Source organism: Streptomyces silvae, from assembly GCF_016745505.1.
GTDB lineage: Bacteria > Actinomycetota > Actinomycetes > Streptomycetales > Streptomycetaceae > Streptomyces > Streptomyces silvae.
Genome location: NZ_JAERUC010000124.1, coordinates 63,619 through 81,212, shown reverse-complemented (window position 1 = coordinate 81,212; position 17,594 = coordinate 63,619). Strand labels below are relative to the sequence as shown.

The following is a 17,594-nucleotide window of genomic DNA, read 5'->3' as shown; positions in this document are numbered from 1 at the left end:
TCAGGGGGCGGGGAGCTCCGGCAGACCCGTCGGGAGCTCGGAGGGGTCGGCCTTCGTCAGGGTGTCCTCGGTCCCGGCGCCCCACGAGACGACGAGCTTCTCGCCGTCGTTGGAGCCGACGGATCCCATGGTGCGGGCGGTGTCGCCGTCGTGGCACTTCAGCGCCAGCATCGCCTCGCCCATGTCCTTCACCTCGCCCTGGCAGATGTGCCGGCCGGCGGTGAGCGCCACCTTGCCCGAGGTGACGGAGAGGACGACGGGCAGGCCGTCGGACGTGCCCGTCCAGGTGCCCTCCAGCGCCGCGGCGTCCGCGCCCCCGGATGCGCCGCCCTCGGTGCCGGACCCCGGTGAGCCGGTCGGCGCGGGGGCCGTCGCGGTGTTCGGGGCCTTGTCCTCGGCGGGAGCGTCACTGCCGCAGGCGGTCAGGGTGAGCGCGGCGACGAGCCCGGCGGCGGCGAGGACGCCGGTGCGCGGAAGTCTGTCCATCCTGCCCATATGGAGTTCCCCCTTGTGGATTCACTGCCTGAAGACGGCGCCAAGCTACCAGGACTGAACAGAACAACTCGGGGAAGTGGGAGCCATATTGATGTGCCGTTCGTCTGTTCGTCATGGAGACGGGGGACGGGTGAAGACGCGGGCGAGGGGAACAGCGCCAAAACTGTAATCACGTGCGCACCCGGCGTGCACGTGCATCTGCTCATGCATTGGCATATGAACACAGCTATGATCCGAGCTAGTTGACACTTGCACCTTGCAACTCGGGGAGCGTCCTGTGCACCACGTGTACAACGGCATGGCGGCCACAGAGCTTCGCGGGGTCGTCTGGCAGAAGAGCAGACACAGCAACTCACAAGGATCGTGCGTGGAGTTCGCGAAACTGCCCGGAGGAAATGTGGCGATGCGGAACTCGCGCCACCCCGACGGGCCCGCGCTGGTCTATACACCGGCCGAGATCGAGGCGCTGCTGCTGGGCGTCAAGGACGGGGAGTTCGACCACCTGGCCGCGGGCGCCTGAGCGGCCGGGCGACGCCCGGGCCGCACGCCGGCGCGCCGATACGCGCCGATGCGTGCTGATATGCGCCGGGGGAACAGGGGCGGGCGGCTGTCCTTACAGGCTGTCGGGGTACGCGTCGACGGGCACGAGGCGCTCCGGCGCGGAGTGCGTGGGATGCGCGGAGTGCTCCGTCAGCCGGAACAGGGCCCAGACCACCTTGCCCAGCCCGCCGTCGGGGGGAGTGTCCCCGGCTGGCACGGGTGAGGGGTGCCAGCCCCAGCAGTCACTGAACGACTCCACGAGGAACAGCCCCCGGCCGGACTCGGCGGAATCCGGCGCCTCGCCCGCGACCGGCCCCTTCTGACTGGGATCGCGCACCGCGCACACCAGGCGCGAGGACCAGCGCATCAGATGCAGCCGCACGGAACAGTCCTGGCGCTCCCGCGCGGTGTCGGCCGGAAGGGCGTGCCGCAGCGCGTTGGTGACCAGCTCCGAGACAACCAGGGCGACGTCGTCGAAGCGGCCGTCCAGATCCCAGGAGTTCAGCGTCGTACGGGTGAACCTGCGCGCTCCGCCCACCGCTTCGTACCGGGCCGGCAGCGTGCAGGTGGCCGAGCCCGCGACCGCCGAGGGGTCGATGGGCGGAAGCCCCTGCCGTAACGGCTCGAGCATCGTCGATCCATTCGTCCCCATACGAGGCACTCCCGGGATTCGCGGCTGTAGCGGCACTGCTTCTAGCGGGCACTGCGGGGTACAGCGGCACAACACGAACGAGCACGCAGGTGCGCGGGGCCATGGTTCCGAATGCGCAGGGCAGATGCAAGGGCAGATGCACGTGCACGCGCGAGGTCTGCCCGGTAGCGTGACGGTTCGAGCGATTTCTTCCGCTTCACAGTTTTGAAGCTTTCGGAAAGTCTTGCCATCTCTGTAATCGAATGAGTACGGGCTGAAGCGTTTTGGTGGCAGAATCCGCCTCCGGGGTTCGGGGGGACCCCGACGCACGGGAAGCGATGGGGAGGGTTGGCGAGTCGGTGTCGGCAGGCGAGTCGAGTGGTTCTGTGGTGCGGCGCATCCTGCTGGGTTCACAGCTCAGGCGTCTGCGCGAGTCGCGCGGCATCACCCGTGAGGCGGCCGGCTACTCCATCCGCGCCTCCGAATCGAAGATCAGCCGCATGGAGTTGGGACGGGTGAGCTTCAAGGCCAGGGACGTCGAGGACCTGCTCACGCTGTACGGCGTCACGGACGAGGCGGAGCGGGATTCACTCCTCGGCCTGGCCCGTGAGGCCAATGTGGCGGGCTGGTGGCACAGTTACGGCGATGTGCTGCCCGGCTGGTTCCAGACGTATATCGGTCTGGAGGGAGCGGCCTCGCTCATCCGGATCTACGAAGTCCAGTTCGTCCACGGGCTGTTGCAGACCGAGGCGTACGCCCATGCGGTGGTCGCGCGCGGTATGCCCGGCGCTCCGGCGGCCGAGGTCGACCGCAGGGTCGCACTGCGCCTGGCGCGGCAGAAGGCCCTCGTCTCCGAGCGGGCCCCCCGCTTCCACGCCGTGCTCGACGAGGCGGCGCTGCGGCGTCCGTACGGCGGGCGCGAGGTGATGCGTGCGCAGCTGCGGCACCTGATCGACATGTCGGAGCAGCCGAATATCACTCTCCAGGTGATGCCCTTCAGCTTCGGTGGTCATGCCGGCGAGAGCGGGGCATTCACGATGCTGCGTTTTCCGGAATCCGATCTGTCGGACATCGTCTATCTGGAGCAGCTGACAAGTGCGCTCTATCTGGACAAGGCCGAAGAAGTCGCCCAGTACGAAAAGGCCATGGTCCGGCTCCACGAGGACAGCCCGGGTCCCGAGGAGAGCCGGGATCTTCTCCGGGGTCTCCTTCAACTGACGTGATTCGCCAGTACGATGGCTGACCGACAGGAGTCTGCGCCTGCAGTAAGGGATTGCATGTCCTTCCCCAGTGAACTGGCCTACCAGTACATCGACGGCGAGTGGCTGACCGGCAACGGTGCGTGGGACATCATTGATTTCAATCCCTACAACGGCGAGAAACTCTGCTCCATCACCGTGGCGACGGCCGCGGAAGTCGATCTGGCCTACCGGGCCGCCGAACGCGCGCAGCGGGAATGGGCGGCCGTCGGCGCTTTTCGGCGGAGGGCCGTTCTGGAGAACGCCGTACGGATCGTCGGGGAGCGTGCCGGGGAAATCACCGAGCTGATCATCGATGAGCTCGGGGGCACCAGGGCGAGGGCCGAATTCGAGGTGCGGGCCGCCCAGGAGTTCCTCCGTGAGGCAGCGGGCCGGACGATGCGCCTGGCGGCCGAACTGCTGCCGTCGGTCACGGAGGGCAAGGAGAACCGGGTCTACCGGCTGCCCGTCGGGGTCATCGGCGTGATCAGCGCCTTCAATTTCCCTTTCCTGGTGACGATGAAGACGGTCGCCCCCGCACTGGCGCTGGGCAACGCGGCCGTGGTGAAGCCCCATCAGAACGCCCCGATCGCCGGCGGGAGCCTGGTCGCCAGGATCTTCGAGGACGCGGGACTGCCTCCGGGCCTCCTCAACGTCCTGATCACCGACAGCGCCGAGATCGGTGACTCCTTCATCGAGCACCCCGTGCCCAAGGTGATCGCGTTCACCGGCTCCGACCGGGTCGGCCGCCATGTCGCCGCCGTCGCCGCCGGGCTGTTCAAGAGGACCATCCTCGAACTGAGCGGCAACAGCGCGCTGGTCGTGCTGGAGGACGCCGACCTCGACCACGCGGTCCGGGCGGCGGTCTACAGCCGCTTCCTGTTCCAGGGGCAGGTCAGCATGGCCGCCAACCGGATCCTGGTGGACCGGTCCGTGGAGGAGGAGTTCACGGGGAGGTTCACCGCCGCAGTGTCCGCCCTCGTGTCCGGGGACCCGCGCGACCCGGACACACGGATCGGGCCGGTCGTCAGCGCGTTCCAGGCGGAGGCGCTCACCGCGCTGGTCGACGGAGCGGTCGCGGCCGGTGCCACCGCGCTCGTGCGGGGCCGCACACGCGGCAACCTCGTCGGGCCGACCGTGCTGACGGGACTGCCGGAGGGGTCACCGCTGCTGGAGCAGGAGATCTCCGGGCCCGTCGCCCTGCTGGTGCCGTTCGACGGTGAGGACGACGCCGTACGCATCGTCAACGACAGCCCCTACGGGCTGAGCGGCGCCGTCCACACGGCGGACGCCGAGCGCGGCGTGCGGTTCGCCCGGCGCATCAGGGGCGGGATGTTCCACGTCAACGGCGCGACCGTGCAGGACGACCCCGCGGTGGCGTTCGGGGGCGAGAAGGGGTCCGGGATGGGGCGGCTGAACGGCGAGGCCGCCGTGGAGGCGTTCACCACCCGCAAGTGGATCTCCGTGCAGCACGGGCGGACGGTCTTCCCCTTCTGACGCGGGTTGCGGTGCGGATTCCGGCGAGGGCTACCCTGGTCAAAGTTGACTACAAAGGGTGAGTGGTATGTCGGCGATCCGTCTCCTGGTCCTGGGTGCCGTGCGCCAGCACGGGCGTGCGCACGGCTATCAGGTGCGCAACGACCTGGAGTACTGGGGCGCCAACGAGTGGTCGAACGCCAAACCGGGGTCGATCTACCACGCCCTCAAGCAGATGGCGAAGCAGGGACTGCTCCTCGCCCACGAGGTCGCCCCGTCCACCGCGGGCGGCCCGCCCCGCACCGAGTACGAAATCACCGGCCGCGGCACCGAGGAGTACTTCGCCCTGCTGCGGTCCTCGCTGACCTCGTACGACCAGAGCGTGGACGTGCTCTCGTCCGCCCTCGGCTTCATCGTGGACCTGGAGCGGGCCGAGGCGGTGGCGCTCCTGCGGGAGCGGGTCGCCGCCATCGAGGGCTGGCGGGCCTCGGTCACCGAGCACTACACCCCGGCGGACGGTCCGGAGTCGCTCGGCCACATCGGCGAGATCATGAACATGTGGGTGCACTCCGCCGACGCGGGAGCGGAGTGGACCCGCGGTCTGATCGCACGGATCGAGGCCGGGGCGTACACCTTCGCGGGTGAGGGGGAGCCCTTCGTCGGCGTGCTCGCCGAAGGGCAGGAGAACCCGTACGCCACCGGGGTCACCGACCCCGGGGATACCGGCTGATCAAGTTTGACTAATGGTGCCGCCGGGCTTACCTTACGCCTTGCTAGTCAAGTTTGACTACATGAGGGGAAGGGCTGGTGGACACCGTGAGCGACGCGATCGTCGTCGAAGGAGTGCACAAGCGGTACGGGGACAAGCGCGCCCTGGACGGCCTCGATCTGACCGTCCGCGGCGGAACGGTCCACGGGGTGCTCGGGCCCAACGGGGCGGGCAAGACCACGGCCGTACGCGTGCTGACGACCCTGCTCCGGCACGACGAGGGGCGGGCGGAGGTGGCGGGGTTCGACGTACGGTCCGAGGCCGCAGAGGTCAGGCGCCGGATCGGGCTGCTGGGACAGCACGCGGCGCTCGACGAGGAGCTCGGCGGCCGGCAGAACCTGGAGATGTTCGGCCGGCTCCACCACCTGGGCGCGCGCCGGGCGGGACTGCGGGCCGGCGAACTGCTGGAGCGGTTCGGGCTCACGGACACCGGGCGCAAGGCGGTCGCGCGGTACAGCGGCGGCATGCGGCGCCGCCTCGACCTGGCCGCCTCGCTCATCACCGACCCGGAGGTGCTCTTCCTGGACGAGCCCACGACCGGACTCGACCCGCGGGGCCGGGCCGAGGTGTGGAGCTCCGTGCGGTCCCTGGCCTCGGGCGGCACGACCATCCTGCTGACCACGCAGTATCTGGAGGAGGCCGACCAGCTGGCCGACCGGATCTCGGTGGTCGACGGCGGCCGGGTCATCGCGCAGGGAACGGCCGACGAACTCAAGGCGATGGTCGGCGGGGACCGCGTCGACGTGGTCGTCCGCGACGCCGGCCGGCTCGGCGAGGCAGCCGCGCTGCTCGGTGAGGGGGTGACCGTGGACGTGGACCGGCGGCTGCTCGGCGCCCCGGCCCCGGACCGCATGCGCACCCTCACCAGGACGGTGCGGGCGCTGGAGGAGGCGGGCATCGAGGCGGAGGACATCGCGGTGCGCCGCCCCACGCTGGACGAGGTGTTCCTGGCCCTCACCGGACAGGCCGGCGGGCCCCGCACGTCCCCGGAGACGAAGGTGGCGGCATGAGTACGGCGACTGCGGGCCGCGTCGGCTGGGCACTGACCGACTCCTGGACGATGACCCGTCGCGAACTGGCGCGCTGGGCACGGCAGCCGGTCCAGGTCGCCGTCGGCCTGGTCTTCCCGGTGATGCTGCTCCTGATGTTCAACTACCTGGTCGGCGGCGGCAGCGGGGTCGACGGGGACAACACCGAGTTCCTGGTGCCCGGCATGCTCGCGCTCACCATGGCCTTCGGCCTGGAGGGCACGATGCTGGCCGTCACCCAGGACCTGAACAAGGGCGTCATCGACCGCTTCCGCTCCATGCCCATGGTCCCGGGCGCGGTCCTGGCCGGCCGGAACGCCGCCGACATGCTCCAGTCGGTGGCCGCGCTCGCGGTGATGACCGGAGTCGGGTACGCCCTCGGCTGGCGCTGGCACAACGGCACGGCCGCCGCACTGGCCGCGCTGGGACTGCTGCTCCTGCTGCGGTTCGCGATGCTCTGGGCCGGCATCCAGCTCGCGATGGTGGCGGGCAGGCCGGAGATGGTCCAGGCCGTGCAGATCCTGGTCTGGCCGGTGGGCTTCCTCTCCAACGTCTTCGCCTCCCCGGAGTCCATGCCGGGCTGGTTGGGCGCGGTCGTCGAGTGGAACCCGATGTCGGCCACGGCGACGGCGGTACGCGGCCTGTTCGGCAACCCGGGCGGGAGCACCTGCACCTGGGCCGCCGAACACGCCGAACTGCTGGCGGTGCTCTGGCCGGTGGCCCTGACCGCGGTGTTCCTCCCCCTGGCGGTACGGAGGTTCGCGCACCTCAGCCGCTGACCACCGGCCCCGGCGCCCTCAGTGGTGGAAGGCCGTCTGGACCGACGGGTCCCGGTGCAGCGGATGCGCCTGAGCACGCAGTTCGGGAAGGAGCCTGCGCATGTCGTCCAGCAGCAGCTCCGCGAGGTCCGAGGAGAAGCCGTTGCGGCAGACGACACGCAGCACCGAGAGGTCCTGGCGGTTGGCGGGGAAGGTGTACGCGGGCACCAGCCAGCCGCGCTCCCGCAGCCGCCTCGACACGTCGAAGACGTCGTACGCCTTCACCTCGGGCGTCGTCGTCACCGCGAACACCGGGAGTTCGTCGCCCCGGGTCAGCAGCCGGAAGTCCTCCAGGGACTCGAATCCCGTGGCGAGCCGCCGCGCGATGTCCCGGGACGCCTGCTGGACGGCCCGGTAACCCTCCCGGCCCAGCCGCAGGAACGTGTAGTACTGCGCGACCACCTGCGCGCCGGGCCGGGAGAAGTTCAGCGCGAAGGTCGGCATGTCGCCGCCCAGGTAGTTGACCCGGAAGACCAGCTCCTCCGGCAGCTCGGACGGGGAACGCCACAGGGCCCAGCCCACCCCCGGGTAGACCAGGCCGTACTTGTGCCCGGAGGTGTTGATCGAGGAGACCCGGGGGAGCCGGAAGTCCCACACCAGGTCCGGATCGAGGAACGGGGCCACCATCGCCCCGGACGCCCCGTCCACGTGCACGGGGATGTCGAGGCCGGTGCGCTCCTGGAGATCGTCCAGAGCCGCGCACAGCTCCGCGATCGGCTCGTAGGAACCGTCGAACGTGGAGCCGAGGATCCCGACCACACCGATGGTGTTCTCGTCGCACAGCTCGGCCGCCGCCTGCGGGTCCAGATGGAACCGCTCGCCCTCCATCGGGACCTGCCGGGGCTCCACCTCCCAGAACGTGCAGAACTTCTCCCAGCAGACCTGCACATTGACGCCCATCACCAGATTGGGCTTGGCGGACGCCGGATAGCGGTCGGCGTTCCGGGTGGACCAGCGGCGCTTCAGCGCCATCCCCGCCAGCATGCAGGCCTCGCTCGACCCGGTGGTCGAGCAGCCGACCGTGGACCCGGGGTCGGGGGCGTTCCAGAGCTCGGCGAGCATCGACACGCACCGCCGCTCCAGCTCGGCGGTACGCGGGTACTCGTCCTTGTCGATCATGTTCTTGTCCCGGCACTCGCCCATCAGCACGCCGGCCTGGGGCTCCATCCAGGTGGTGACGAAGGTCGCGAGGTTGAGCCGGGAGTTCCCGTCGAGCATCAGCTCGTCGTGGACGAGCCGGTAGGCGGTCGAGGGCGGCAGCGGGCCGTCCGGGAGGCGGTGGGTGGGCGGTGCCGCGACCATCGGCGCGGTCGGGTCGGCCTCCCCGAAGAACGGGTTGAGCGCGAGCCTGCGGTGCTCGTCGGACGGGACGGTCTTGCCGTGCGAACCCTTGTGGAGCGGCATGGAGGACTCCTCAGTTCTCGGCGGTCCCGGCGTTCCCGGCCGCGAGTCCGGCCTTGAGGGCCCGGGTGAACTTCACGACGCGTTCGGTCTGGACGCGCGCGGCGGTCAGGGTCTGGGTGCCGACGGGGATGTCACCCTGGCCCGAGACGTGGGAGGTGCCGTACGGATTGCCGTCGACGAACTTCGAGGCGTCCGTGTAGCCGGGAGGGACCAGGATGCCGCCGAAGTGGTGGATCGTGTTGTAGAGCGCCAGCAGGGTGGACTCCTGGCCGCCGTGGGCGGTGCTGCTGGCGGTGAAACCGCTGTAGACCTTGTCGGCGAGCTGACCCGCCTGCCAGAGACCGCCCAGGGTGTCGAGGAACTGTTTGAGCTGGGCGCTGACATTGCCGTACCGGGTGGGCGTACCGAAGATCACCGCGTCGGCCCAGACCATGTCGTCGGGCGTGGCCTCCGGGATGTCCGCTGTCGCCTCGGCGTGCTCGGCCCAGGCCGGATTGGAGGCGACGGCCGCCCGGGGGGCGAGCTCGGCGACCTTGCGCAGGCGCACCTGCGCTCCTGCGGCCTCGGCGTCCTTCGCGACGGCCTTCGCGATCGTGGAGACGGTGCCGGTGGCGGAGTAGTAGACGACGGCGATGTTGACGGGCGTGGGCATGCGGGAACCTCCGGGAAGACGGGGGACGGGGAAGCCGGTCAGGACGGGCTGATCACGGCCGCCGTGCCGTAGGCGCAGACCTCGGTGCCCACGTCCGCCGCCTCGCTCACGTCGAAGCGCATCATCAGCACCGCGTTCGCACCGCGTGCCCGGGCCTGGTCGACGAGCCGTTCCATCGCCTGGTTGCGGGTCTCGACGAGCGTCTTGGTCAGCCCCTTCAGCTCGCCGCCGATCATCGACTTCAGACCGGCGCCGATCTGGCTGCCGAGGTGGCGGGAGCGCACGGTGAGTCCGAACACCTCACCGATGACCTGCGTCACCTGATGGCCGGGTACGTCGTTCGTGGTGACGACCAGGACGTCCGCCTGTGAGGTCTGTCCGCCGCCGTAGTCCTCAATGCCCATGATGTGGCACCTCCTGCGGAAAGCTTTGCCCCGGTTCGTACTGCGCGCATCCTTGCTTACGCCAGTGGAACCCAGGCGTCCGCCGCAGCGTTGATAGCTTGGGGCGGCCACGCAGCCGCGCACACCGACCAACCCTGGAGCCCGGACCCTTGAATACGCTTGCGCTCGGCCCGAGCTGGCTGGACCCGGATTATCTGCTCAACACCTTCGGGCTGCCCGGCCTCCTGCTCATCGTGTTCGCCGAGTCCGGGCTGCTGATCGGCTTCTTCCTGCCCGGCGACTCCCTGCTGTTCACCACGGGTCTGCTGGTGACGACGGGCGACCTGAAGTACCCGCTTTGGCTGGTCTGCGTCCTGGTCGCCCTGGCGGCGATCATCGGTGACCAGGTCGGCTATCTCTTCGGCCGGAAGGTGGGACCCGCGCTCTTCAAGCGCCCGGACTCCCGCCTCTTCAAGCAGGAGAACGTCGAGAAGGCCCACGAGTTCTTCGAGAAGTACGGCCCGAAGTCGCTGGTGCTGGCCCGCTTCGTGCCCATCGTGCGGACCTTCACGCCGATCATCGCCGGTGTGAGCCGGATGAACTACCGCTCGTTCATCACGTTCAACATCATCGGGGGCGTGCTCTGGGGCGTCGGGGTGACGCTGCTCGGTGCGGCCCTCGGCAAGATCGACTTCGTGCACCAGAACATCGAGATGATCCTCATCCTGATCGTGCTGATCTCGGTGGTGCCGATCGCGATCGAGTTCCTGCGGGCCCGCAGCCGGTCGAAGAAGGAAGCCGCGCAGCGGGGCGACGACCAGGGCCCCTCGGACGGCGGCCCCGAGGCGGGCCCCCACGGCGGAGCGGACGGCGAGAAAGAGGGTCCGGCCGCCTACCGGTACACCGCCGACCAGGGGGCCCCGTACGGCGGCTACGACAGCCGGTACGGCACCACCGGCCGGCCGGGTGAGTACGGCGGCCAGGGCGCCCCGTACGGCAACGGACAGCCCGGCCCGTACGGCGGCGCGCAGGACGACCAGCAGGGCGGCGCCCCGTACGGCGGTCAGTACGGCGCCCAGCAGCCCGGCGGCCAGGACGCCGGGTACGGCGCCCGGTACGGCACACAGCAGGGCGGCGCCCAGTACGGCAACGGGCAGCCCGGTCAGTACGGCGGCCAGTACGACGCCCAGGGCCAGTACGGCGCGGACCAGGGCGGCGGCCAGTACGGCGGCGCGGACCAGGGCGGCCAGTACGGCGGTCAGTACGACGGCGGCGCCCAGTACGGCACTCAGGGCGCCCGGTACGGCGGCGCCCAGCAGGCCGGTCAGTACGGCGGCCAGCAGCCCGGTCCGTACGGCGCCCCGCAGGGTGGCGGCCAGCAGTACGGCGGCAGCCAGGCCGGCGCCCCGTACGACAACGGTCAGGCGGCCCCCTACGGCACCGGCCAGGCCCCCCCGTACGCCGGCGGGCAGCCCGGACCGTACGACGACGGAAGCTCCTACGGTGAGCGCCCCGCGGACGGCCGCGGCGACGCCCAGGAGGAGGACCCGGGGCCGTACGGCTGGCAGAACAGGCGCTGACCCCTCCCGCGCGCACGACGGCGCCCCGGTCCCCCTCAGGGGCCGGGGCGCCGTCCGTGTGTCAGAAGCCGCGGGTCCGCTTGGCCGCCCGGCGGGACGCGCCCTCGACCGCGCCCGGCACCCGCATGAACAGCCGGGAGATCTCGCTTCCCAGGTTCACCCCGATGGCGATCGCCAGCGCCGTGGCGACAGCCGTGAAGAGCGAGGTGAGGCCGGTGTCCACCTCGTTCTGCGCGATACCCAGCAGACCGAAGTAGGTCGCCGAACCCGGCAGCAGCGGGCCGATCGCGGCCGTGATGTACGGCAGCGACGAGGTGTACCGGTAGCGCGAGAACAACTGGCCGAAGAGACCCACCAGACCAGCCGCGACCGCGGTCGCCGCCACCGGCGAGATGTCCCCCTCGCGGGCCATGGCCCCGTAGATGACCCAGGCCACGCCTCCGTTGAGGGTCACCGCGAGCACCGTGGAACGCTCCTGCTGGAGCAGGATGGCGAAGGCCAGCGTGAGGGTCATCGAGACCAGGATCTGGAGCCCCGGCCGGTCGTTGGGTTCGAAGCGCGCTTCCGGATTGAGTTCGGCGCCGAGCTGGACCCCCAGATAGAGCATCAGCAGCACGCCCGCCACGATGCCGATGAAGAAGTACATGACCTCCAGGAGCCGGGCCCCCGCGGTGAGGTAGTAGCCGGTCAGGCCGTCCTGCACCCCGGCGACGAGAGCTCGCCCGGGCAACAGCGCGAACAGCCCACCGGTGACCACCGCGGAGGGCCGCACATCGGTCGAGTGGGTGAGGGTCAGGGCGATGCCCATCGCGGCGGGGGGCATGGCCGCCGCCGCGAACTGGTAGAACTCGGGGAGCCCGCGCCCGGCGCAGAGCCAGGCCAGCCGGTCGCCGAGCATCGCGCCCGCCGCCGCCACGAGGAAGACCAGCACACCACCACCGACCAGCACCGATGCCGAGCCCGCGAGCAGACCGGCGGCGGCAGTCAGCACCCAGCCCGGATACGGGTGGCGGTTACGCCGGATCTCCGCCAGGCGCCGATAGGCCTCCTCCAGCGACACCTCGACGTGTTCCGCCGAGGTGATGTCGTCGATCAGCCCGAACACGGCCGCCAGCCGGGTGTAGTCGGTGCCCCGGCGGCGTACGGTACGGCTCGCCGTGATGGGGTCGTCGACCAGCGACGGCTGGTACGAGATGGACAGCAGGGTGAAGGTGACCGTCGGCTCGGAGCGGTCGAGCCCGTACGAGCGCGTCACCGCGAACATGGCGGCCTCGACGTCCTCGGCGCCCTCACCACCCGCCAGGAGCAGCTCCCCGATACGCAGCGTCAGGTCGAGCACGCGCGGTACGGCGGGGCCCGAGTCGTCGGTCTGCTGCACGCTCTCGGGCGCCGGACGCTCCGTCACCGGCATGCGCAGCATCGTGCGCATCCGGTCCTGCCAGGGGGCTTCCTTGGTCAGCCGGACCATCGGGATGCCGTGCGCGGGGGTGAACGCGGGTGGCTGGTGCTGTGCGTTGTACCCGCTCGGCGGGACGAAGGCGGACGCGAGCGTGTCGGACCCCGCCCCGCCGCCCGGACCGGAACCCGGGCCCGGCGATGCCGACGGATCGGGCAGACCGGCCGGAAGGGCGAATTCCGATGTCGGTTGGTCGTCCTCGGACGGAGCCGCGGACTGCTCCACACCGGGCGGAGGGACGAAGGCGCTGCGTGCCTCGTCGGACTGGGGCTTCTGGTCCTCCGGACCGCCCTGTTCCGCCACCACTCGACCTCGTTCCTCCTCGACGCCCGTTGCCCGTTCCGGGAGCGCTTCTGCCCAGTATGTGCACGGACATGGGCCGCCACACGCAACGGGCGGCGCACCGGTGAAGGTGCGCCGCCCGTCGTTCGTACGCGGTGCTGGGCCGGTCGGGCCCCGTGCGCCGTGATCCGCGCGCCTCCGCTCCTGGGCGGAGGCCCGGGACTACGTCAGTGCGCGCCGCCCTGCGCCTCGAGGCGCTTGTAGGAGGCCTCGATCTCGGCCTCGGCCTCGGCGCGGCCGACCCAGTCGGCGCCCTCGACGGACTTGCCGGGCTCCAGGTCCTTGTAGACCTCGAAGAAGTGCTGGATCTCCAGGCGGTCGAACTCCGACACGTGGTGGATGTCGCGCAGGTGCTCCACCCGGGGGTCGGACGCCGGGACGCACAGCAGCTTGTCGTCGCCGCCGGCCTCGTCGGTCATCCGGAACATGCCGATGGCGCGGCACTTGATGAGGCATCCGGGGAAGGTCGGCTCGTCCAGGATGACCAGCGCGTCGAGCGGGTCACCGTCCTCGCCGAGGGTGTTCTCCACGAACCCGTAGTCGGCCGGGTAGCTGGTCGAGGTGAAGAGTCGACGGTCCAGGCGGATCCGACCGGTCTCGTGGTCCACCTCGTACTTGTTCCGCGAACCCTTCGGGATCTCGATGGTGACGTCGAACTCCACGGGTGGCTCCTCCATGATCAACACATACGACTGGTGGTTAAGTGTCCCTCACGCAGATGAGTGCTCGCGAAAGGGGCTGGTCAACGGTGGCCGAGCCGGTGGAGAGACCTACGGACGAGCCGTTGAACAGGTGGCGCGGGTGGGGCGGGTGGAAAGTCCCGAAGTACCTGAAGCGTGGAAACGGGTCCGACGCCTTCGGACTTGCCGCAGGCTCCGCGGTGCTCGGCCTGGTGGTCGCCGCCGGTGCCGTCCTGGCCGCAGGTCCCTGGGACTCCGGTCAGCGTAAGGCCGAGCGGGACCGGGCGGTCGTCCAGCAGCGCGCAGGTGGCGCACATCACGAAGGGACCGCGCCCGGCGCGCCGGAGCCCGCCGCCAGCGCGCCCGCCGTCCTGAGCGCCCTCGGCACCGCGTCCGGCACGGCCCCGGCGGGCGCGAGCGGCCTGGACGCCGTCCTCACGCCCCTGCTGGACACGCCCGCCCTCGGCTCCGTACGCACCGCGGTGGTCGTCGACGCGACCACCGGCGAACAGCTGTACGCGCGGGCTGCCAGGACCCCCATGACCCCCGCGTCCACGGTGAAGATCGCGACGACCGCCGCCGCGCTGTCCGCGCTCGGCCCCGCCCACCGCATCCAGACGACCGTCACGCTGTCCCCGGACTCCCGGACGCTCACCCTCGTGGGCGGCGGCGACCCCACCCTGGACGAGGCGGCCCTGCGCGCCCTGGCCGCCGACACGGCGCGCTCCCTGCACGACAGCGGCACCGGGACCGTACGGCTGGCGTACGACACCTCGCGCTACTCCGGACCGGCGCTTCACCCCATCGGCCCCAACGAGAACATCGCGCCCGTCAGCGCGCTCATGGCCGACGAGGGCCGCCTCGACACGAGCGACCGGGGACCGGCCCCCCGTACGGACGATCCGGCGGGTGACGCGGCGCGTACGTTCGCGGAGCTCCTCGACGACGCCGGTGTCGCCACCCGGTCCGAACCCGTGTCCGGAAAGGCACCGGCCGGGTCCCGGACGGTGGCGACGCACCTGTCGAAGCCGCTCTCCGCCCTGGTCGAGCGGGCCCTGACCAACAGCGACAACGACATCGCCGAGGCGCTGGCCCGGCAGACCGCGCTGAAGGCCGGGGAACCGGCCTCCTTCGCCGGGAGCCGCCGCGCCGTCACCGCCCGGCTGAAGGCCCTCGGCCTGCCGCTGGCCGGTGCCCGGCTCGCCGACGGCAGCGGTCTCGACCGCGCGGACAAGGTGACGGCGGGACTCCTGGCCCGGCTGCTCGCGCTCGCCGCGGGACCGGACCACCCGGAGCTCCGCCCCGTCCTCACGGGCCTGCCGGTCGCCGGATTCAGCGGCACGCTCGGCGACCGTTACGAGGCCACATCGCCGGCGACGGGCCTGATCAGGGCCAAGACGGGCACCCTCACCGGGGTGAACAGCCTCGCCGGGACCGCGGTCGACGCACAGGGCCGGCTGCTCGCCTTCGCCTTCCTGGCCTCGGGCACCACGTCGCCGGCCGACGCGGAGGCATCGCTCGACACCCTGGCCACCGCGCTCACACGGGGGAGCCGGTGAGCGGCTGACACCCCACCACGGAGCGACCACCTCACGTACGGTTGACGCATGACGAGCATCGGTGGTGCCGAGATGGTCGACTGGAATCTCGCGGTCGCGACCGCGACCCGGTTCGTGCGGCCGGGTCCGGAGATCAGCCGTGAGGAGGCCCGCGCCGTCGTCGCGGAGCTCCGGCGGCATGCCAAGGCGTCGGAGGAGCACGTCCGTTCGTTCACCCGGATGATCCCGGAGGGACACGAACCCGAGGACACCCCGGTCCTGGTCGTCGACCGGGCCGGCTGGATCAGGGCCAACGTGGCCGGCTTCCGTGAGCTGCTGCGTCCGCTGCTCGGGAAGATGCAGGACCGCCGTGGCAGCGGCCCAGGCAACGCCGTGCTCGGCGCGGTCGGCGGCAAGGTGACCGGCGTCGAACTGGGCATGCTGCTGTCGTTCCTGGCCTCCCGGGTCCTCGGCCAGTACGAGACCTTCGCCCCCGCCACCCGGGAGCTGCCCGCCTCCTCGAAGGGGGGCGGCAGGCTGCTGCTGGTCGCACCGAACATCGTCCACGTGGAGCGCGAACTCGAGGTCGACCCGCACGACTTCAGGCTCTGGGTCGCCCTCCACGAGGAGACGCACCGCACCCAGTTCACCGGCGTTCCCTGGCTCCGCGACCATCTGCAGGGCGAAATCCAGTCGTTCCTCGAAGAGACCGAGGTCGACCCCATGACCGTGCTCGAACGTCTCCGCGAGGCCGCGCAGACGTTCTCGGGAGGCAGTCGTCCCGAGGGTGAACGGGGCGAGGACGACGGCGGGCACGGCCTCGTCGAGATCGTCCAGACGCCCGCCCAGCGCGAGATCCTGGGCCGGCTGACCGCGGTGATGTCCCTGCTCGAAGGCCACGCGGACTTCGTGATGGACGGGGTGGGCCCCGACGTGGTGGGCTCCGTCGCCGAGATCCGGGAGAAGTTCCAGCAGCGCAGGGCGCGCGGCGCGAGCCGGCTGGACCTGGCCCTGCGCAAGCTCCTCGGCCTCGACGCCAAGCTGCGGCAGTACCGCGACGGCGAGAAGTTCGTCCGGGCCGTGGTGGACGAGGTCGGTATGGACGGCTTCAACCGGGTGTGGACCTCCCCCAACACCCTGCCCACGAAGGCCGAGATCGCCGCCCCGGCGGACTGGGTGGCGAGGGTGCACCGTAAAGCAGACTCGTGATCTTGAGAGGTTCGGCGGCACGGAATTGCCACCCCAATCACCCATCCGAGGGACCGTAGGGGCATGGGAAGGCGTGCAATGCTCGATGAACAGCTTGGCTCTGTCACCATCGACGCACTCTGAGTGACGGGACTCCGTCCCGCGCGCTCGGAAGCACCCCCCGAATCCTCACTCCGAAGGGCACCGGACATGGGTCCCCATCCTGCGGTCGCGGCGATACGCCTGGCGGTCCGCCGCGTACTCCACGACGTCGTCACCGAACACACCCGTCACACCGAACAGGCCGGACACGCCGAGTTCGCCGAAGCGGGGGCGGGCGGGCGCCGTTCCGCGCTCCCCGAACGGCCGGACACCCCGCTGGTGCTCGTCGCGTGCTCCGGGGGCGCCGACTCCATGGCCCTCGCCTCCGCCCTGGCCTTCGAGTCGCGCAAGCTGCCCGTCCGCGCGGGTGGCATCACCGTCGACCACAACCTCCAGCCCGGTTCCGGGCTCCGCGCCGACGAGGTCGTCGCCCGCCTCGCCGAGATGCGGCTCGACCCGGTGGAGGCCGTCGCCGTGCGGGTCGGCCGCGACGGCGGGCCCGAGGCCGCCGCCAGGGACGCCCGCTACGCCGCCCTGGACGCCGCGGCGGAGCGCCACGGCGCCGCCGCCGTGCTCCTCGGCCACACCCGTGACGACCAGGCCGAGACGGTCCTGCTGGGCCTCGCCCGCGGATCGGGCATCCGCTCGCTCTCCGGGATGGCCGCCGCCTCCGGGCCCGCCGGCCGCTACCGCCGCCCGTTCCTCCAGCTCGACCGGCAGACCGCCCGCAAGGCCTGCCTGGTCCAGTCGATCCCCGTCTGGGACGACCCCCACAACGTCGACCCCGCCTACACCCGCTCCCGGCTGCGCCACGAGGGCCTGCCCGCCCTGGAGAAGGCGCTGGGCAAAGGAGTCGTGGAAGCCCTCGCCCGCACGGCGCAGCTCTCCCGCGACGACGCGGACGCCCTCGACACCTGGGCCGCCGAGGCCGCCCGCTCCGTCCGCGACGACGACGGACGCCTGGAGTGCGCCAAGCTCTCCGTCCTGCCGCCCGCGGTACGCCGCAGGGTGCTCCGCCGGGCCGTGATCGACGCCGGTTCCCCGGCCGGTTCGCTCTTCGCCCGCCACATCGAGGAAGTCGACCGGCTCATCACCGGCTGGCGGGGCCAGGGCGCCATCAACCTGCCCGGCCGCGTCGAGGTGCGGCGCCAGGGTGGCAGACTGGTGATTCGGCAGAGCTGAAGCGCAAGCGGCTGAAGTGCAGGCGAAACGCCGGTCCGGCCCGGGGAACAGTCCGGTCCGGCAGGGCAGAGAAAGAGACGCGGGTGAACGAG

At 71.0% G+C, this 17,594-nt stretch carries 17 protein-coding genes; 10 read left to right on the top strand and 7 right to left on the bottom strand.

The genetic code is table 11. From position 1 onward, the window contains the following. Entirely contained in the window at positions 1–486 is a 486-nt protein-coding gene (locus JKV81_RS19190) for a hypothetical protein (RefSeq protein WP_202076901.1), read from the bottom strand. A 286-nt stretch (positions 487–772) separates the two neighbouring features. Here JKV81_RS19190 and JKV81_RS19185 point away from each other — a divergent pair, with 286 nt between their 5' ends. Next, the gene (locus JKV81_RS19185) at positions 773–1,015 is read left to right on the top strand and encodes a DUF397 domain-containing protein (RefSeq protein ID WP_099173559.1); all 243 of its coding nucleotides are present in this window, start codon (positions 773–775) and stop codon (positions 1,013–1,015) included. Positions 1,016–1,108: 93 nt separating this feature from the next. Here JKV81_RS19185 and JKV81_RS19180 read toward each other — a convergent pair whose 3' ends face one another. Continuing rightward, on the bottom strand, positions 1,109–1,666 hold the full coding sequence (locus JKV81_RS19180) for an ATP-binding protein (protein ID WP_129264289.1): 558 nt from the start codon (positions 1,664–1,666) through the stop codon (positions 1,109–1,111). Positions 1,667–2,004: 338 nt separating this feature from the next. Here JKV81_RS19180 and JKV81_RS19175 point away from each other — a divergent pair, with 338 nt between their 5' ends. The 5 genes from JKV81_RS19175 to JKV81_RS19155 all read left to right on the top strand — a co-directional run bounded on the left by JKV81_RS19175 (position 2,005) and on the right by JKV81_RS19155 (position 6,956). Beyond that, the gene (locus tag JKV81_RS19175; RefSeq protein ID WP_099173561.1) at positions 2,005–2,889 is read left to right on the top strand and encodes a Sco1979 family transcriptional regulator; all 885 of its coding nucleotides are present in this window, start codon (positions 2,005–2,007) and stop codon (positions 2,887–2,889) included. Positions 2,890–2,943: 54 nt separating this feature from the next. Further along, positions 2,944–4,401 (top strand): aldehyde dehydrogenase family protein, encoded by a 1,458-nt coding sequence (locus JKV81_RS19170; RefSeq protein WP_202076900.1) that lies wholly within the window; start codon positions 2,944–2,946, stop codon positions 4,399–4,401. Positions 4,402–4,468: 67 nt separating this feature from the next. Then, positions 4,469–5,110, top strand: a complete 642-nt coding sequence (locus JKV81_RS19165; RefSeq protein ID WP_129264285.1) for a PadR family transcriptional regulator — start codon at positions 4,469–4,471, stop codon at positions 5,108–5,110. An 86-nt stretch (positions 5,111–5,196) separates the two neighbouring features. After that, positions 5,197–6,159 carry an ATP-binding cassette domain-containing protein gene (locus JKV81_RS19160; RefSeq protein ID WP_202076920.1) on the top strand — a complete coding sequence of 321 codons (963 nt, stop codon included), beginning with the start codon at positions 5,197–5,199 and terminating at the stop codon, positions 6,157–6,159. After that, positions 6,156–6,956 (top strand): ABC transporter permease, encoded by an 801-nt coding sequence (locus JKV81_RS19155; protein ID WP_129264282.1) that lies wholly within the window; start codon positions 6,156–6,158, stop codon positions 6,954–6,956. The genes JKV81_RS19160 and JKV81_RS19155 overlap by 4 nt, the downstream gene beginning before the upstream one ends. A gap of 18 nt (positions 6,957–6,974) precedes the next feature. Here JKV81_RS19155 and gad read toward each other — a convergent pair whose 3' ends face one another. From gad to JKV81_RS19140, 3 genes are read right to left on the bottom strand one after another with little or no spacing between them, the layout of a single operon-like run. Further along, positions 6,975–8,399 (bottom strand): glutamate decarboxylase, encoded by a 1,425-nt coding sequence (gene gad, locus JKV81_RS19150; protein WP_129264280.1) that lies wholly within the window; start codon positions 8,397–8,399, stop codon positions 6,975–6,977. A gap of 10 nt (positions 8,400–8,409) precedes the next feature. Continuing rightward, positions 8,410–9,051, bottom strand: coding sequence for an NAD(P)H:quinone oxidoreductase (wrbA, locus tag JKV81_RS19145; RefSeq protein ID WP_124277609.1), 642 nt, complete (start codon positions 9,049–9,051; stop codon positions 8,410–8,412). A 38-nt stretch (positions 9,052–9,089) separates the two neighbouring features. After that, entirely contained in the window at positions 9,090–9,455 is a 366-nt protein-coding gene (locus JKV81_RS19140; protein WP_124277608.1) for a YbjQ family protein, read from the bottom strand. 149 nt (positions 9,456–9,604) lie between these two features. Here JKV81_RS19140 and JKV81_RS19135 point away from each other — a divergent pair, with 149 nt between their 5' ends. Further along, a complete protein-coding gene (locus JKV81_RS19135) occupies positions 9,605–11,014 on the top strand; it encodes a DedA family protein (protein WP_202076899.1) in 1,410 nt (469 codons plus the stop codon). 61 nt (positions 11,015–11,075) lie between these two features. Here JKV81_RS19135 and JKV81_RS19130 read toward each other — a convergent pair whose 3' ends face one another. Together JKV81_RS19130 and JKV81_RS19125 are read right to left on the bottom strand one after the other, a co-directional pair. After that, positions 11,076–12,776, bottom strand: a complete 1,701-nt coding sequence (locus JKV81_RS19130; protein ID WP_129264274.1) for a threonine/serine exporter family protein — start codon at positions 12,774–12,776, stop codon at positions 11,076–11,078. 203 nt (positions 12,777–12,979) lie between these two features. Further along, positions 12,980–13,474 carry an inorganic diphosphatase gene (locus tag JKV81_RS19125; RefSeq protein WP_003968257.1) on the bottom strand — a complete coding sequence of 165 codons (495 nt, stop codon included), beginning with the start codon at positions 13,472–13,474 and terminating at the stop codon, positions 12,980–12,982. 86 nt (positions 13,475–13,560) lie between these two features. Here JKV81_RS19125 and dacB point away from each other — a divergent pair, with 86 nt between their 5' ends. The 3 genes from dacB (at position 13,561) to tilS (ending at position 17,502) form a co-directional block, all read left to right on the top strand. Beyond that, positions 13,561–15,051 (top strand): D-alanyl-D-alanine carboxypeptidase/D-alanyl-D-alanine endopeptidase, encoded by a 1,491-nt coding sequence (gene dacB / locus JKV81_RS19120; protein WP_307820578.1) that lies wholly within the window; start codon positions 13,561–13,563, stop codon positions 15,049–15,051. Between the two features lie 48 nt (positions 15,052–15,099). Next, positions 15,100–16,239 carry an Rv3626c family coenzyme F420 biosynthesis-associated protein gene (locus JKV81_RS19115; protein WP_124277604.1) on the top strand — a complete coding sequence of 380 codons (1,140 nt, stop codon included), beginning with the start codon at positions 15,100–15,102 and terminating at the stop codon, positions 16,237–16,239. Between the two features lie 189 nt (positions 16,240–16,428). After that, a complete protein-coding gene (gene tilS, locus JKV81_RS19110) occupies positions 16,429–17,502 on the top strand; it encodes a tRNA lysidine(34) synthetase TilS (protein WP_129264270.1) in 1,074 nt (357 codons plus the stop codon). The last annotated feature ends 92 nt before the right edge of the window (positions 17,503–17,594 follow it).

What these genes read in the sequence shown, in the direction of transcription:
- JKV81_RS19190 (WP_202076901.1), bottom strand. Translation starts at nt 486, where the DNA reads ATGGACAGACTTCCGCGCACCGGCGTCCTCGCCGCCGCCGGGCTCGTC.
- JKV81_RS19180 (WP_129264289.1), bottom strand. Translation starts at nt 1,666, where the DNA reads ATGCTCGAGCCGTTACGGCAGGGGCTTCCGCCCATCGACCCCTCGGCG.
- JKV81_RS19175 (WP_099173561.1), top strand. Translation starts at nt 2,005, where the DNA reads ATGGGGAGGGTTGGCGAGTCGGTGTCGGCAGGCGAGTCGAGTGGTTCT.
- JKV81_RS19170 (WP_202076900.1), top strand. Translation starts at nt 2,944, where the DNA reads ATGTCCTTCCCCAGTGAACTGGCCTACCAGTACATCGACGGCGAGTGG.
- JKV81_RS19165 (WP_129264285.1), top strand. Translation starts at nt 4,469, where the DNA reads ATGTCGGCGATCCGTCTCCTGGTCCTGGGTGCCGTGCGCCAGCACGGG.
- JKV81_RS19155 (WP_129264282.1), top strand. Translation starts at nt 6,156, where the DNA reads ATGAGTACGGCGACTGCGGGCCGCGTCGGCTGGGCACTGACCGACTCC.
- gad (WP_129264280.1), bottom strand. Translation starts at nt 8,399, where the DNA reads ATGCCGCTCCACAAGGGTTCGCACGGCAAGACCGTCCCGTCCGACGAG.
- wrbA (WP_124277609.1), bottom strand. Translation starts at nt 9,051, where the DNA reads ATGCCCACGCCCGTCAACATCGCCGTCGTCTACTACTCCGCCACCGGC.
- JKV81_RS19140 (WP_124277608.1), bottom strand. Translation starts at nt 9,455, where the DNA reads ATGGGCATTGAGGACTACGGCGGCGGACAGACCTCACAGGCGGACGTC.
- JKV81_RS19115 (WP_124277604.1), top strand. Translation starts at nt 15,100, where the DNA reads ATGACGAGCATCGGTGGTGCCGAGATGGTCGACTGGAATCTCGCGGTC.
- tilS (WP_129264270.1), top strand. Translation starts at nt 16,429, where the DNA reads ATGGGTCCCCATCCTGCGGTCGCGGCGATACGCCTGGCGGTCCGCCGC.